11 protein-coding genes and 2 pseudogenes are annotated in these 14,932 nt (G+C 68.7%); 8 read left to right on the top strand and 5 right to left on the bottom strand.

From position 1 onward, the window contains the following. Positions 1 to 1,580: MMPL family transporter (locus FHX50_RS11560; protein ID WP_183377322.1), on the top strand; the 1,580-nt coding region annotated here is incomplete at its 5' end. A 101-nt stretch (positions 1,581 to 1,681) separates the two neighbouring features. Here FHX50_RS11560 and FHX50_RS11555 read toward each other — a convergent pair. Further along, complete coding sequence (locus tag FHX50_RS11555) at positions 1,682 to 2,044, bottom strand: FAD-dependent monooxygenase (RefSeq protein ID WP_183377321.1); 363 nt, start codon at positions 2,042 to 2,044, stop codon at positions 1,682 to 1,684. Between the two features lie 286 nt (positions 2,045 to 2,330). On the opposite strand from FHX50_RS11555, the pseudogene FHX50_RS12220 reads away from it, so the two are divergent. The 3 genes and pseudogenes from FHX50_RS12220 to FHX50_RS11535 all read left to right on the top strand — a co-directional run. Further along, positions 2,331 to 3,285, top strand: a pseudogene (locus tag FHX50_RS12220) (IS3 family transposase); the annotation flags it as partial. 188 nt (positions 3,286 to 3,473) lie between these two features. Next, positions 3,474 to 3,812: a hypothetical protein gene (locus FHX50_RS11540; RefSeq protein ID WP_183377318.1), complete on the top strand. Its 339-nt coding sequence runs from the start codon at positions 3,474 to 3,476 to the stop codon at positions 3,810 to 3,812. Between the two features lie 644 nt (positions 3,813 to 4,456). Beyond that, positions 4,457 to 5,680: an IS110 family RNA-guided transposase gene (locus tag FHX50_RS11535; RefSeq protein ID WP_183377323.1), complete on the top strand. Its 1,224-nt coding sequence runs from the start codon at positions 4,457 to 4,459 to the stop codon at positions 5,678 to 5,680. 48 nt (positions 5,681 to 5,728) lie between these two features. Here FHX50_RS11535 and FHX50_RS11530 read toward each other — a convergent pair whose 3' ends face one another. The 3 genes from FHX50_RS11530 to FHX50_RS11520 all read right to left on the bottom strand — a co-directional run bounded on the left by FHX50_RS11530 (position 5,729) and on the right by FHX50_RS11520 (position 10,131). Continuing rightward, complete coding sequence (locus FHX50_RS11530; RefSeq protein WP_183377317.1) at positions 5,729 to 7,834, bottom strand: neutral/alkaline non-lysosomal ceramidase N-terminal domain-containing protein; 2,106 nt, start codon at positions 7,832 to 7,834, stop codon at positions 5,729 to 5,731. Positions 7,835 to 8,274: 440 nt separating this feature from the next. Continuing rightward, a complete protein-coding gene (locus FHX50_RS11525; RefSeq protein ID WP_183377316.1) occupies positions 8,275 to 9,036 on the bottom strand; it encodes an endonuclease domain-containing protein in 762 nt (253 codons plus the stop codon). A 558-nt stretch (positions 9,037 to 9,594) separates the two neighbouring features. Next, entirely contained in the window at positions 9,595 to 10,131 is a 537-nt protein-coding gene (locus FHX50_RS11520; protein WP_183377315.1) for a peptidylprolyl isomerase, read from the bottom strand. Between the two features lie 317 nt (positions 10,132 to 10,448). Between FHX50_RS11520 and FHX50_RS11515 the strand changes: the two genes are divergently transcribed. From FHX50_RS11515 to FHX50_RS11510, 3 genes and pseudogenes are all read left to right on the top strand, one after another. After that, positions 10,449 to 11,447, top strand: coding sequence for a hypothetical protein (locus FHX50_RS11515; RefSeq protein WP_183377314.1), 999 nt, complete (start codon positions 10,449 to 10,451; stop codon positions 11,445 to 11,447). Positions 11,448 to 11,648: 201 nt separating this feature from the next. Then, a pseudogene (locus FHX50_RS12215) lies at positions 11,649 to 12,104 on the top strand (GNAT family N-acetyltransferase); the annotation flags it as partial. Between the two features lie 69 nt (positions 12,105 to 12,173). Continuing rightward, positions 12,174 to 13,256, top strand: coding sequence for a glutamate--tRNA ligase family protein (locus tag FHX50_RS11510; protein WP_343064103.1), 1,083 nt, complete (start codon positions 12,174 to 12,176; stop codon positions 13,254 to 13,256). On the opposite strand, the gene FHX50_RS11505 is transcribed toward FHX50_RS11510, so the two are convergent. After that, complete coding sequence (locus tag FHX50_RS11505; RefSeq protein ID WP_343064102.1) at positions 13,253 to 14,635, bottom strand: APC family permease; 1,383 nt, start codon at positions 14,633 to 14,635, stop codon at positions 13,253 to 13,255. The genes FHX50_RS11510 and FHX50_RS11505 overlap by 4 nt on opposite strands. Positions 14,636 to 14,744: 109 nt before the next feature. Here FHX50_RS11505 and FHX50_RS11500 point away from each other — a divergent pair. Then, on the top strand, positions 14,745 to 14,932 hold a 188-nt coding region (locus tag FHX50_RS11500), incomplete at its 3' end, for a hypothetical protein (RefSeq protein WP_183377311.1).

The following is a 14,932-nucleotide window of genomic DNA, read 5'->3' as shown; positions in this document are numbered from 1 at the left end:
CCTTCGTCGGCGCCGACTTCACCCTGCTGGCGGTGACGATCGCGGTGGTCGCGGTCCTGCTGCTGCTCACCTACCGCTCCCCCATCCTGTGGATCGTGCCGCTGGTGGTGATCGCCCTGGCCGACGGGGCCTCCAGTTCTCTGACCAGCTTCCTCGGCGAGAAGCTCAGCCTCGCCTTCGACGCCGGCGTGATCTCCGTGCTGGTGTTCGGCACGGGTGCGAACTACGCCCTGCTGCTGATCTCCCGCTACCGTGAGGAGCTGCACGTCCAGCAGGATCAGCGCTCGGCGCTCGCCACCGCGTGGTCGCGGATCATCCCCGCGATCGTCACCTCGAACGTGACCGTGGTGCTGTCCCTGCTGACCCTCATGGTGGCGCTGATGCCCGCCACGCGCGGCCTCGGCATCGCCGCCGCTGCTGGTCTTCTGCTCGCCCTGCTGGCGGTCGTGTTCCCGCTGACCGCTCTGCTGGCCCTGCTGGGCCGCGGCATCTTCTGGCCGTTCATCCCGCGGCCCGCGCATCACCATGAGGCGCAGGGCGGTGCCGAGGAGGAGCCGCGCGGCCTGTTCGCTGCCGTGGCCCGCGCCGTCACGGCACGTCCGGTCATCTCCGGTCTCGCCGCACTCGCGATCCTCGTGGCCGGTGGCCTGGGCCTGGTGGGCACGCAGATCGGTCTGTCGCAGTCGGAGCAGTTCGCGACCGCGTCCGAGTCCCGTTCCGGGCTGGAGACGATGGCTGCGCATTACCCGGCCGGTGAGGCCGGCCCGCACACCGTGGTCGCCCCCGCTTCCGCGGCCGACGGGTTCCTCGCGAAGGCGAAGCAGGTGGAGGGTGTGCAGCGCGCCCACGTGAGCGGCAAGCCGTTCACTGCTGACGGCGGCACCTGGGTTCCGATCAGCGTCACCGGCACGGCGGAGCCGGAGACCGCTGCTGCGACCGCCGAGGTGGATGCCCTGCGCTCCGCTGCCACGGACACCGATCCTCGGATCCTCGTGGGCGGCACCAGCGCGGCCGCAGCGGATGTGCACGACGCGTCCGTGCGGGACCTGACCCTGATCGCGCCGCTGATCGTGCTCGTGGTGCTCGTTCTGCTCGGTGTGCTGCTGCGCTCGGTCGTCGCCCCGATCGTGCTGATGGCCCTGACCGGCGTCTCCACCGTGGGTGCGATCGGCATCGGCACGCTGCTGGGTGAGGCTCTGTTCGACTGGCCGGGCCTGGACATCACCGTGCCCCTGATCGCGTTCCTGTTCCTGGTGGCGCTCGGCGTGGACTACTCGATCTTCCTCGCTCACCGCATCCGCCAGGAGAACCGGGCGCACCCGATGCGCTCCGCCCTGGTGCGGGCCGTGTCCCACACGGGCGTGGTCATCACCAGCGCCGGTGTGGTCCTCGCCGCCGTGTTCGCCGCTCTCGGTGTGCTGCCGCTGGTGGTGCTGGGGCAGCTGGGTCTGATCGTGGGCCTCGGCGTCCTCATCGACACCGTGCTCGTGCGCACCGTCCTCGTGCCCGCCGTGTTCACCCTCATCGGCGACAGGGTGTGGTGGCCGACGGCGGCGGTACAGCCGGGCTCTACCCCTTAACCGTCCAGGACGCACGGTCGGCGGTACGCTCCGGCGCGAGCTCAAACCGGATCGACCGACAGGAGGAGGAGCGGTCGCATCTGGCCGCGGACTCTGGGCACTCACTTCGCCGGCGGAGTCCACGACTGCAACCAGTCCGACTGCCGCCTGAGCGCCGACTGAGGCGTGGCGGCGAGCACCGCGTCCCGCATTCGCGCCGCAACCGGACCGCCGGCGTGGGCGAGCCGGCCCACCAGCCGGGACCGCTGCGCGATCCGCTGACTGCGAGGCCTGCGCAGCGAGTCGTATGCCTCCAGTGCCTCGGGGTCCGGAGAGTCATGGGGAGCCAGCGGGGCGAGCAGAGTCGCGAGAGTCGCCGCGTCCGCCATAGCCTGCCCGCCGCCCTGGCCGAGGTTTGGAGTCATCGCGTGCGCGGCGTCACCGGCGAGCCGGCACCACCGGACCGGACGCGAGACGACGGCCATCACGAGCAGACTGCGCGGGTCTCGGGCTCACCCCGTGGCGGCAGCGGACACAGCACCGCACTTCGACCCGCCTGCGTGATCGGGATGATCTGGCTGACCCTGATCATCCTGGGCACCGCCACGATCGGACGACAGCTCCGGTCCGCTCGTTTCCTCCGCTGGATCGACCGAGTCACCGGGGTGTCCTGATCTTCTTCGGCGCACGGCTCGCGGTCTCAGCCAAGGTCTGACATTCACGGACAGACTCCCTGGTGAGGGCTCAAGCTCGCTGAATCCGGTCCACACCGTCTCGGTCCGCCCGCCAAGCGGAGAGGACCCCTTGTTCCACCGCTGCGCTGAGCTCGGCGCTGCGCACTTGGTCGAGCTGCGCGACCTCCGCCGGCGCAACCGGCTGCTGGAGCAGGAGAACGAGGTCCTGCGCCGCGCTGCCGCCTACCTCTCGCAGGCGAACCTGCCGGGAAAAGGCTCTACCCGCTCGTGAGTGAGCTCGCCGCCGATGGGGTCCCTGTCGCGGTGTCCTTGCGGGTGCTGAAGCTCTCCCGCCAGCCCTACTACCGCTGGCGGAAACAGCAGGTCACCGAGTCCGAGCTGGTCGAGGCCTATCGAGCTAACCGCTGTTCGACGCCCACCGTGACGATCCCGAGTTCGGCTACCGGTTCCTCGCCAGGGAAGCGGAAGCCGCTGGTGAGTCGATGTGTGAGCGGACCGCGTGGCGGATCTGACGGGACAATCAGTGGTGGTCGGTGTTCGGGAAGAAGCGCGGCAAGAACGGCAAGCGCCCCGGACCACCCGTGCACGACGACCTGATCAAGCGCGACTTCACCGCCGATGACGTCAACGAGATATGGCTGACTGACATCACCGAACACTGGACCGACGAGGGGAAGCTCTACCTCTGCGCGATCAAGGACGTGTTCTCCGGCCGGATCGTCGGCTGCTCCATCAGCGACCGGATGAGGGCCCGCCTCGCGGTGAACGCCCTGAACCGCCATCACCTCATCGGATCGATGGGCAAAGTCGGTGCTGCCGGGGACAACGCCGCGATGGAGTCCTTCTTCGCCCTGCTCCAGAAGAACGTCCTGGACCGCAAGCAATGGCGGACTCGAGAAGATCTCCGGATCGCAATCATCACCTGGATCGAGCGAACCTACCATCGACGCCGCCGACAGGCCCGCCTGGGCCGATTGACCCCCATCGAAAACGAGACCATCATGAACCCGACCGTCAGCCTGGCGGCCTAACCCCAACTGACACCTGATCACGCATCAGTCCCGCCCGTTGCGTCCTGACCTCGGAACGAAACCCCGGGCGCTTCAAGCGTCTGTGGCAGGACGGTCTGCGGTAGGACAACAGATGCGACTCGGGATGGCTGTTGATGCCGGATGGGCGTCGGGCGGCGGCCCCGAACGTGGCGATGGAAGGACGATCAATGTCTGAGCAAGGAGTGCAGTCGGTGTCGCTGGAGGATGTGCGTTTCCCGTTGCGGGTGCGTGTGCGGACGAAGGCGTGGGCGCCGGCGTTCGTGGTGGCGGTGGTGTTGTGGGTGTTGTCCGTGCCGATCATGGCGGGGGTGCCGTCGTCGTTGTTCGATGATGAGTCCGCGATGCTGTTGCGGGTGTTGGCGGGGATCGGGTTTCTGCCGTTGACGTTGTATGTGGTCTACACGTGGATGGCGTGGCGGCGGCCGCGGCATCTGACGGTGGATGAGCAGGGGTGTGGACGCACTCGTGGCGGGTGCGTTGGGAGGACGTGGAGTGCCTGTGGCTGAACCCGACGCACGGTCAGGCCCCGGACAAGAAGACGCAGGTCGGTTTCATGGTCGAGGATCATGCTTGGACGGACGAACTGCGGCGGGGGAACCGGTGGGACTCGGGGTATCCGTTCGGTATGGGCGGGCTGCTCCCGCGAAACAGGGTGATCTTGACGCAGTTCGCCACGGATCCGCCGATCCAGTCGTTGTTCGAGCTGTTCGAGCAGCTGCGGATGCAGGCTCGTGGTGAGACGCCGACGGAGGGCGCCGACCGCGCCTAGCACCTACAGGATCGGCAGCGCCGTCCCCGCCACCTGCGTGTGGAATTCGAGCTGCGCCGTCGGCGTGGTCCACCTCTCCAGCGGCTCACCGACCCGCCATCACCGAACAGGGCAGGATTGCCTGATCCGGGCCGACGGACTCACCCGTCGGCCCTCACCCGTTACCTTGTGAGCACCCCGATGGACGGGGTCTGGTCGCTCGGCCGGGTATGGCTTTGTTGCCCTGCCATTGATGGTCCGGGGGGTGTTGCCGCCCGGTCGAGAGACACGCGTTGACCGCTGATAGGGACACGGCCCAGCTCTGTCTGAGGTCTCTTCGTAACGTGGGTGCCGGCATCGGGTGTCGAGACTGCGGCCAGCAGTGATGAGGAGGACAGCGTCATGAACACAGGGTTCGCGGTCGTGATCGGCCTGGACGTCGGAAAGACAGCTCACCACGCGTGCGCACTCGACCCGGAGGGGAACAAGCTGTTCGACAAGCCCCTCCCGCAGGACGAGACCAAACTTCGCGAGCTGTTCACCCAGCTGCAGAACCACGGCGAAGTTCTGCTGGTCGTCGACCAGCCCAACACCATCGGAGCGTTGCCGATCGCGGTGGCCCGGGATACCGGCTGCACAGTCGCCTACCTTCCCGGATTGGCGATGCGGAAGGCCGCGGATCTGTATCCGGGCAGGTCAAAGACCGATGCGCGCGACGCGTTCATCATCGCTGACACCGCCAGGACCATGCCCCATACCCTGCGCAGCGTCGATCGTGACAGCGAGGTCCTCTCCGCACTGAAGGTCCTTGCCGGCTTCGACGAGGACCTCGCCCACGAGACCACAAGGGCGCTGAACCGGATCCGGTCCCTGCTCACCCAGATCCACCCCGCGCTCGAGCGCGTCTTCGCAGGCGGGAAGCTTTCCACTGGGCTCGTGCTGGACCTGCTGGAGAAGTTTGGCGGACCCACCGGCCTCCGAAGTGCCGGCCGAAGGAAGGTGCTGCGGTTCGCCCGCGCGCATTCACGCCGCGACCCCGAGACGCTGGTCGAGCAGATCTTCACAGCCCTTAGCGAGCAGACCGTCATCGTGCCCGCCACCGCAGCGGTTGAGCTGGTGATCCCCCGAGTCGCTGGCCAGGTTAAAGAGCTGAAAGAACAGCGCGCGACCGTGGCCCACGAAGTGGAGGGCATGCTGGAGGACTTCCCTCTCGCCTCGGTCTTGATGAGCATGCCGGGGATCGGCATCAAGACCGCCGCCCAGATCCTCCTCGCGATCGGTGATGGCTCCGCGTTTGAGTCCGCCAGCCACCTCGCGGCCTATGCCGGGATCGCGCCGGTCACCCGCAGATCAGGCACCTCGATCCGCGGAGAGTTCCCCGCCCGGTCAGGGAACAAACGCCTGAAGAACGCCCTGTTCTACTCCGCCTGGGTCGCCTCCAACCACGACCCCATCTCCAAGGCCTACTACGATCGCAAACGCGCCGAAGGCAAACGGCACAACGCCGCCGTGATCTGCCTAGCCCGCCGCCGCTGCAACGTCATCTACGCCATGCTCCGCGACGGCACCTACTACCAGCCACCGACAACCGCCCCTACCCCCGAGCCGACCGCTCTCGCGGCTTGACTCGAAACATAGGGACACCCCCCACACTCCCCCGCGGGACCTGCGGCGTCACCCGACGCGGAACGAGTGCGATATGCCGGAGATCTCCTTCAGCTGCCCCGCCCCGTTCTTCGCCGTGCCGAAGTAGCGCAGGCGGTACTCGCCCGCAGCCGCATCCTCCGGCACATCCCACGACACGGTCACATGGGACTGCGCCGCCAGGTGCCGCTTCCACTCGAACCGCGTGGTGAAGTCGTTGTCGTCAGCGATCCGCTCCCACGACGCGGACCCGTCGGCCTTCACCACCTTGCGCTCCACCGCGAGATAGGTGTCGTTGTGGCGCAGATCGTTGTTCGGGTGCGCGCCCTGGAAGACGGCGCTGGCGCGCTGCCCGCGCTTCACCTCACCCGCCGGCTGGGTGAGGACATCGCCGTACCTGCGGGTGCCGGGCAGGTCGTACAGGACCACGCCGACTGCGCTCTTCACGTACGGGCGGATCTTCGGCGCCTCACCAGGATCGATCTCGGCGCCGTTCGCGAGATGGTCCGCGAGCTTCGCATACCCCTGCTGCAGCGCCGGCACCGTGAACCGGCCGAACAGGGTCGCACCGCCCTCATAGTCCTGCTGCTCGAACTCCCACGGGGTCGCGAAGTAGTGGCCGTACGCGTTCGCGGCCTGCGCCACCACCACCTGGTCCGGATCGATCCCCGCCTTCTGCGCGACCGCTTCGCGCAACATCACGCTGGACGCGGCCGTCACCTCACCGGGCGCGCCGACGATCCACAGGTCACCCACCTGGATCAGCTGCAGCGGCAGCACAGTCTGCACGCCGTTGATCAGGCCCGACTCGAACAGGGTCGCCTTCGGCGCCTGGCAGTGCCGCAGCGCTGCATCGCCGCTCTGCGTGCCCTTCGTGATCGCCTCAAAGAACGGGTTGTTGCCGTCACCCTCATGCAGGAACGTGGCGCCGCCGCCACCGTCCTCCTGGCTGCCGGCGCCGAACGGCGCACCGAGGATCGCGCGGCACGTCCGCTCCGTCTTCCCGGTGGTCGAGTACTCGGCACTCACCGTCTGGTTCTGCATGTCGAGCCACAGGATCTGCGACTTCACGGTGGTGGAGCCCATCGGCTCCGCCGCCTGACGCGCCTTCACCGCGGCGTCGTGCTGGCGACTGCCCATGATCCGCATGTTCTCGAACTCGTCATCGGTGGGGCCCGACCCGGGCTTCAGGTTCAGGTTGGGCGTCTGATCCGCGCCGCCGGACATCAGGAACGCACCCGTCCCGCCGGTCTCCGCTTCGTACAGGGACTGCGCGTACCCCTTGTTGTCACCCGAGATCAGCGTGTTCTTCGAGGTCAGGGACGTGGGGTGGGTGCCGAAGAAGTTGATGATGTCCGGCTCATCGCCCTGCCGGTCGATGCCGAGGGTCACCGACTTCGGGTCGCGGGCTCCCGGGGTCTTCGCCTTCAGCTCCGACGGGTTCCGCTCCCACGCCGCCATCGACCGGTTCATGCCCGCATCGGTCAGCTCCGCGGTGCCGAGGGACAGGGTGCTCGGCGCGAGCGACGCATCCGCCTGCTTCGCCGCATCCACCATCCCGTTCACGCGCGCATCCAGGGTCTTCTGGTGCACACCCATCGTGGTCACGTTGTAGAGCGAATAGTCGGTGTCGCCGCCCGGCGTGGCGTGCGTGTGGGTGCCCACGATCATCACGTTCGCGTCGGTGTACTTGTCCCCGAGCTCCTTCTTCAGCTGCGCCAGCACCTGCTGCCGCACCAGGTTCGTGCCGGAGAGGACATCAGCGGTGATGATGAGGGTCCGCTCCCCCGTGGCAGGGTCCTGAAACGCGAACGCGCGCGCGTACTGCCGCATGTGGATGCCGCTGGACTTCTGGCTGCCGTCGCCGTAGCCCATCATGCCGTTCTCGCCGGGCTCGCCGGTGATGTCGGCGGTGCCGGAGCCGGTGAGGATCTGCATCGCGGAGGTATCCGTGGCGGGCACCGGGGCGGCGGGGGTCTTCAGTGTCGCGGTGTCCGCCAGAGTGGTGTCCCGCTCGAGGGGATCGACGGGTGCTGCGGATGCGGGCGCGGCGATCAGGGACAGTCCGAGGCCGACGGATGCCAGCGAGGACAGGAGCGCGACCGAGCGGCGGGGGGAGCTGAGGGAGGGGCTCATCGGTGGTCCTTTGAGAGTCGGGGGATGCGGGCCGATGGAGGAACCCTGGGCCTGTCCGCACGCCTCGATGCTGTGCGAACCTCCCATGCTCATCCCCCGTACCCGGCGTTTCAGCTGTGAGGAATCTACCACTCGGTCGTCGCCGGCGGGTGCGGAACGCGGTGATGAGACGCCGCGCAGCGCCAGGCCCTGCGCAGCATCACCCGGATCTCCGCCCCTGCCCCCGCGCCATTGCCCGCCTACGCACCCGCCTCGCCGCGGGCTGCCGACGGGTCACCGTGCACTTTCCGACCAGAATCCTCGGTTTTCAGCTTTCCACGCGTTTGAGGGGGCATCGGACTCCATCTCTTGCACAGTGCACAACCGAAAAGGGGCCGCTCCCCCTGTTTTTGCACAAGCGTTTGGGGCCGATGCCCACTCCCGAGGCATCACCGCCGAGGTCAGCGAACGCGTGAACGGCGGTCATGGCTGAGTGCTGACCGGATCGCCGCCTCGACACGGTCGGGCTCATAGACGATCTGCTGCCAGGTGAACCGCAGCGTGTGGAAACCGAGCTCCATCGAGGCGAGGTCGCGCGCTCGGTCGATCCGGTAGGCATCGATCGTGTTCCCGTGGAACGCCAGCGAGTCGCATTCGATGATCAGCCGTTTCCCGACTCGGAAGTCCACCCTGTGCCCGTGCGCCAACCGCACCTGCTGGCGGTAGGGAACCCGCATCGCATCAAGGATGCGGTGCATCAGGGTTTCCGTTCCCGATTCGGAGAGACCCGAGATCCGTCCGATCTGGCGTCGGCGGTCACGCGGCACCGCGGCAAGCAGCGACTCGGCTTCCTCGAAGGAGAGCAGACGCTTGTTGATCGCGGACTCCAGCACGACGGCTGACTCCGATGCGCTGCCGCATCGCAGCGCATCGTCGAGGGCATAGTGCAGTGGCGCTACCGGCGAATCGTTGGGCCACCGGCAGGCCGCCCGGTGGCCTGTTGTTGCACGACCACCAATCCCTTTTCGGCCGTATTCATGAGTGCCGCTGCGGTCGAGAACCCACAGTCCGTACAGGGCAAGCGCGGAATAGCAGGTGATCCGCCTGCCTCGAGCCAATGCCGCCGCGACTGTCGGGTCTGATCCCGGGACTGCGTACCAGCCCCACCCCACCTTGACCGCCCTGCCCTGCCGAACAGCAGCTTCGATTCTTCGGCGGGTCATGCCCCGAGCTCTGAGTTGTCCGTGGCTGAAGAAGGAGTCGTGGATATCCCGGATCGTTGTGGCCGGGCGGCCGGGCGGAGGAGGCCTCTCGGTCAAGACCCGCTCGAGGTTGAGCGGCGCACTCGTCTGTCCCATTTCTCAACACTCAACCCGAACACAGCCTCCGTTCCACGGCGATTCCGTTTTTGGGGAGAAGTGCCAGGATCGGCGCGCGCACGCTCGGGCCGAAGGGATCACGGCAGCTGCCCCGCGTCTGCAGCCGACGCACGGCGTGCACATGTTGGAGAAAAAGCGGGCTGCAGGGATCCCTCGTGCTGTATCGGGGCGTTTTTGGTCGTTTTTTGTTCAGCGGCGCCCCGGCCCGCGGGCGTGGGGCGGCGCGGGCGTGCCCTGAGCGGGGCGGCGCGGAGCGGGGCATGCCCGGAGCGGGCGGCGCGGGGACAGACGAAGGCCCCGGCCTCCGCTGCTGCGGTGGTCCGGGGCCTTCGTCGCGACCGGTGGTCAGGTGGCCGGGCGGCCAGGAAGCTGGCCGTGGCCCGACGACAGGGGCCGAGGGGCTCAGTCCTCGATGGTGACCTTCTCGATCACGACATCGTCCAGCGGACGGTCGCGCATATCGGTCTTCACGGTGGCGATGGCGTCCACGACCTTCTTCGACTCGTCGTCGGCGACCTCACCGAACACGGTGTGCTTGCCGTACAGGTACTGGGTCGGGGCCACAGTGATGAAGAACTGGGAGCCGTTGGTGCCGGAGGGGCGGCCGGTGATGGCGTTCATGCGCTTGCCGGCGTTGGCCATGGCGAGCATGTACTTGTTGTCGAAGTTCTTCTCGGAGATCTCGTCATCGAAGTTGTAGCCGGGGCCGCCGGTGCCGGTGCCGGTCGGGTCGCCGCCCTGGATCATGAACCCGTCGATGATGCGGTGGAAGATGACGCCGTCGTAGAAGGGGCGCTGCTCCTTCTCACCGTTGAGGGGGTTGGTGAACTCCTTCTCGCCCTTGGCGAGGCCCACGAAGTTCTCGACGGTCTTCGGGGCGTGGTTCGGGAACAGCTCGATGCGGATGTCACCGTGGTTGGTGTGAAGCGTTGCAAACATGCCTCCAGTCTCCCACATACCCGCACCGGGCCGGCCCAGAGGCCGCTGTCGATGCGCGCGGGTGCAGCGCGATGACGCCCGTGGGTGCGCGGCACCGAAGCCCGCACCTGCAGCGCGTCGATGCGCGCGGGTGTGCTGGGCCGATGCGCGCGGGTGTCTGGGGAGTCTCTGTGATCCTTCCGAGACCTCAGCGGTAGAGTTGCGGCGTAGCCCACAGGTGCGCTCTGCTCGGCTGACCCTTCGGTTCTGCCGCGGCGCGCGCCCGGGTGCACAGTCTGTTCCGCTGACGCGGAGGAACCAACGAAAGGGGTTCGCACATGGCACTCCTGCCTAGGACCAAACGCGCGGCTGAGAAGAAGGCCGCTGTGAAGAAGAAGCATCTGTCGAAGAAGGCGCAGAAGAACGCATCGAAGGCGCAGACCCGCGCCCAGAAGGCGATGGCTTCGATCGGCCCGCTGGCTGCTGTTGCCGCTGAGCAGGCACGTGAGCGCGCTGCCGGCTACTACGAGGACTACGCTCCCGTGGTGCAGAAGAACGTGCGTGAGGGCCTGAAGAAGGGCGGCGAGCGCTTCGGTGATCTCGCCTCCAACCTCAACGGCGACTACGCGAAGAAGGCGAAGCAGTTCCGCGGCGACTTCGAGGACGACTACCTGCCGCGCGCACGCAACACCGCATCGGCCGCGTCCGATACCGCTGCCGCTGCGCTCACCGCTGCTCTGGCTGCTGCTCGCAAGGAGTGGGACAAGGGCGCTGGTGACATCCAGAAGGCCGCCACCGCCTCCCCGAAGAAGAAGAGCGTGTTCGGCAAGCTGCTGCTGGTGACCGGTCTGGCTGCTGCTGGTGCGGCCGTCGGCTACGTGGTGTGGCAGAAGACCCGTCCGATCGAGGATCCGTGGGCTCCGCCGGCGGACTTCGCTCGCGCGCACTACCCGGCTGCCGGCACCACCGATGCGGATTCCGCTGACGTGTCCGACTCCGTCGCCTCCGCTGAGGCCGGCGATCTCCCGGGTGCGCTCAAGCGCGACCCGAAGTCGCTGAACACGAACCCGGGCTCTGAGCGTCCCGTGACCGGTAAGCGCGCGGACACCGCTGTGAAGCGCACCCCGGACCCGGAGGCCAAGGGCGGCGACGTCAAGCGCGTCACCGACACCCCGGTGAAGCCGAACCCGGCCCAGCGCGATGCCTCCACCCCGACCCACGTCGCCGACGCCAAGAAGGTGAACGACGTGGAGAACCCGAAGAAGGTCGTGGACCCCAACGCCACCCGCGACCCGGAGGCTCCGGTGAACAAGAAGGACCACTTCCCGAACAAGTGATCCGTGCTCCCCATCAGGGGCAGTGAATCGAAGCGGCTCGGCGCATTGCGTCGGGCCGCTTCGCTGTGCCGCGGCGGGCCGACGGGCCCCAGCCGTCGGAGTGGGGTGGCCGCAGGCAGGGGCCGACGGGTCCCAGCCGACTGAGTGCGGTGGCCGCAGGCAGGGGCCGACGGGTGCCGCGCTGCCCGATAGGCTGGCCGCGTGTCCGAGCCCATCCTCACCGAACGCCTGCAGCTGCGCCCCCTCGCCCACACGGACCTGCCGGTGCTGTGGCGCCTGCACTCCGACCCGCGCGCCTTCGAGCACGACGCGATCCCCGAGCTCGGCGCAGTCGACCAGATGCAGCGCGTCCTCGCGCAGTGGCTCGCCCACGCCCGCCGCGACCACTACGGCTACTTCCTCGTGACCACACACGACGGGGAACCCGTCGGCGCCGCTGGCCTCTCCGGCATGGACGTGGCCGGCGAGACGGTGGCGAACCTGTACGTCCGCCTCTTCCCTGACCAGTGGCGGCAGGGCTACGCCCTCGAGGCGCTGAGCGCGGTCCTCGCCGCCGCGGACCGTTCCCGCTCCCTCGACCCGGACACTCCCTACCCGTCGGACGCGGTCGTGATCACCGCGGTGCAGAACACACCGATGCGCCGCCTCGCCGAGCAGCTCGGCTTCCACGAGACCGGTGAAGAGGATCCGACGGCGGGGTTCGAGCACGTGCTGCTGCGCAGGCCGGTGGGGCTCGCGGCGCCCGCTGACCGCCCGGCACCGGCCGGGCGATTCGCCCCCTCCCCCAGTGGTGACTTCCACCTGGGGAACCTGCGCACCGGGATCCTCGCGTGGTTCTTCGCCCGCGCCACGCATCGCCGGTTCGTGATGCGCGTCGAGGACCTGGACCGTGTGCGGCCCGGCGCGGAGCAGCGGCAGCTGGAGGATCTGCGGGCGGTCGGCATCGAGTGGGATGAGCCGCTGGTGCGGCAGTCGGAGCGGACGGGCCTGTATGACGAGGCGGCGCGCCGGCTCGCGGAGCGGGGCCTGGTGTACGAGTGCTACTGCACGCGCCGGGAGATCCAGGAGGCGCCGAGTGCGCCGCACGCCGCGCCCGGCGCCTACCCGGGGACGTGCCGGGATCTCACGGAGGCGGAGCGGGAGGCTGGCCGGGCGAAGGTCGCGGACCTGAACCGGGAGCCGGCGCTGCGACTGCGGGCGGATGTGTCCACGTACCGGGTGCGGGACCGGTTCGCGGGGAGCGTGGAGGGCGCGGTCGATGACATCGTCCTGCGCCGCGGGGACGGGGTGTGGGCGTACAACCTGGTCAGCGTGGTGGATGACTGCGCGTTTGCGGTCGATCAGATCGTCCGCGCTGATGACCTGCTGGCCTCGGCGCCCCGCCAGGCGCATCTGACGGCGCTGCTGCAGGAGGTGTGGCCGAGCCTATGGGGCCGCGACGTCCCCGGGTGGGAAGGCGCTGCGCGGTCGGGCCGAACGGCCGACGGGGGCTCCTCCGCCGGCGGCGGGGAGGCGGCCGACGGGGCCGCGCCGTGGCCGGAGATCGAGTACATCCACGTGCCGCTCGCGCTGAACACGAACGGGCAGCGGCTCGCGAAGCGGGACGGCGCCGTCACCCTCCGCGACCGCCTGGACGCCGGCGAGAGCATCGCGGACGTGGTGGACCGGATCGGCCGCAGCCTGGGCGTGGAGCATGCCCGCAGCGCCGCGGACATCGCCGCGGCGCTGGACCCGTCGGCCGGTCCGGGAACTGAATGGGTGCTCGAACCGTGGGTGGTGGATCTGCCGGCGACGCCGCCGGGCGCCTAGGCCGCGCGCCTCGTGACGGCGGGGTCGTCCAGGCTGCCGGGACCGCGCACCAGCATCACGACCACGCCGACGACCGTCCACACCGCGCCCACAATCAGCGCGATCGTGGAGGCGTTCACCAGCACCGCGATGAGGATCGCCGCGCCGATCAGCGGCAGGATCAGGTGCCGCAGCACGGAGCGCGCCACCGGCGCTGCACCCGCGGCGCGGCGTCGGCCGGCCCAGAACCAGCCGATCACCGAGGCGTGCAGCATCGTGAACGCCACCAGCGCGCCGACATCCACGATCGACACGAGGAGGTCGAGCCCGTCGGCCCGCGTGGCGGCCCACACCGCGAGCGCAACGTTCGCGGTCGCCGCGAAGAGGATGCCGCGCATCGGCACGCCTGTCCGCTCCGAGACCCGCGTCAGAGCCGAGGGCAGGGCTCCGGTGCGCCCCATGCCGAGCAGGATTCGCGACGCCGCCGCCTGGCCCACCATCGCGGAGAATGCGGCGCCGATGCCCTTCGCCACCGCGAGCAGAGTGTGCAGGATCGGAGACAGCTGCTCCCCCACCGCCGTGTAGTAGGCGGGGCCCTGCAGTTCGGGGTTCGCGGCGAGTTCCGCGGGGGTCGGCTCCATCAGCAGGGCTCCGATGTAGGTCTGCAGGATGAACAGGGCGCCGGCGAGGACGAGGCAGACCAGGGTCGCGCGGCCGACGACCCGGGAGGAGCCGACGGTCTCCTCGGCGAACGTGGCGATCGCGTCGAACCCCAAATAGGAGAGCACGGCGACGGACACTGCCGCGAACACCGCCTGCCAGGAGAAGACTCCGATACCGGTCAATGGGGTGAGCCAGCCGCGCGACGGACCAACAGTCGCCAAGTGCCACACGCCGACGATCAGCACGAGCCCCAGCACGATCACCTCAGCGACCACCACAATGGTGGCGGCGCGGGCGGCGATCTTGGATCCAGCGATGTTCATCGCAGTGGTCAGCGCAACCGCACCGGCGGTCCACACCCAGACCGGCACGGACGGCACCAGGGAGTTCATGGCGATGCCGGTGAACAGGTAGGCGACCGACGGGATCAGCAGATAATCGAGCATGACGATCCAGCCGGTGAAGAACCCTGCCCGCGGCCCGATGCCGGCTCGCGCATAGGCGTAGACGGACCCGGCGCTGGGCACCTCTCGGCTCATCAGCACATAGGAAGCGGCGGTGAACGCCATCGCGATGGTCGCAACGAGGTAGACGATCGGGACTACGCCGTGGCTCTTGGCGTCGAGCGGACCGAAGACACCGACGGCAGCCGCCGGTCCGATGAACACCAGGCCGTAGGCGATGAGTTCGGGAAGGGTGACCTGGCGGCGCAGGCCGGAAGGGGCGGCAGTGCTCACGGGGCTCCTCTGCAGAATGGGCGAGTACTGAGGGCCACCCCAGAATAAGGCCGCGCGACCTGCGGAAAAATGGGGGCGCCAGGTCACGAACAGCACTATGCTCGGCGGCATGTCCTCCCCCGCCGCGCCGCTGCTGCGCATCCCACCCACGGACGCCGCGCTCAGCACCGGTGAGGCGCAGCGCCAGCAGCTGCTGGACCGTGTGCGGCAGGTGCGCCTCCTTGTGGAGTCGAGCCCGGCGCTGTCAGCCCTGGTCGGCGTCCTCATCGTGGCGCAGATGGTGCTGGAGGCCGCGCG

It is taken from the genome of Helcobacillus massiliensis (genome assembly GCF_014191425.1).
Classification (GTDB): Bacteria; Actinomycetota; Actinomycetes; order Actinomycetales; family Dermabacteraceae; genus Helcobacillus; species Helcobacillus massiliensis.
Note: the sequence above shows the minus strand (reverse complement) of the source record. Positions and strands in the feature narration are given on the sequence as shown.

Coding starts and splice junctions, on each gene's coding strand:
- FHX50_RS11555 (WP_183377321.1), bottom strand. CDS start 2,044: ATGGCCGTCGTCTCGCGTCCGGTCCGGTGGTGCCGGCTCGCCGGTGAC.
- FHX50_RS11540 (WP_183377318.1), top strand. CDS start 3,474: ATGTCTGAGCAAGGAGTGCAGTCGGTGTCGCTGGAGGATGTGCGTTTC.
- FHX50_RS11535 (WP_183377323.1), top strand. CDS start 4,457: ATGAACACAGGGTTCGCGGTCGTGATCGGCCTGGACGTCGGAAAGACA.
- FHX50_RS11530 (WP_183377317.1), bottom strand. CDS start 7,834: ATGAGCCCCTCCCTCAGCTCCCCCCGCCGCTCGGTCGCGCTCCTGTCC.
- FHX50_RS11525 (WP_183377316.1), bottom strand. CDS start 9,036: ATGACCCGCCGAAGAATCGAAGCTGCTGTTCGGCAGGGCAGGGCGGTC.
- FHX50_RS11520 (WP_183377315.1), bottom strand. CDS start 10,131: ATGTTTGCAACGCTTCACACCAACCACGGTGACATCCGCATCGAGCTG.
- FHX50_RS11515 (WP_183377314.1), top strand. CDS start 10,449: ATGGCACTCCTGCCTAGGACCAAACGCGCGGCTGAGAAGAAGGCCGCT.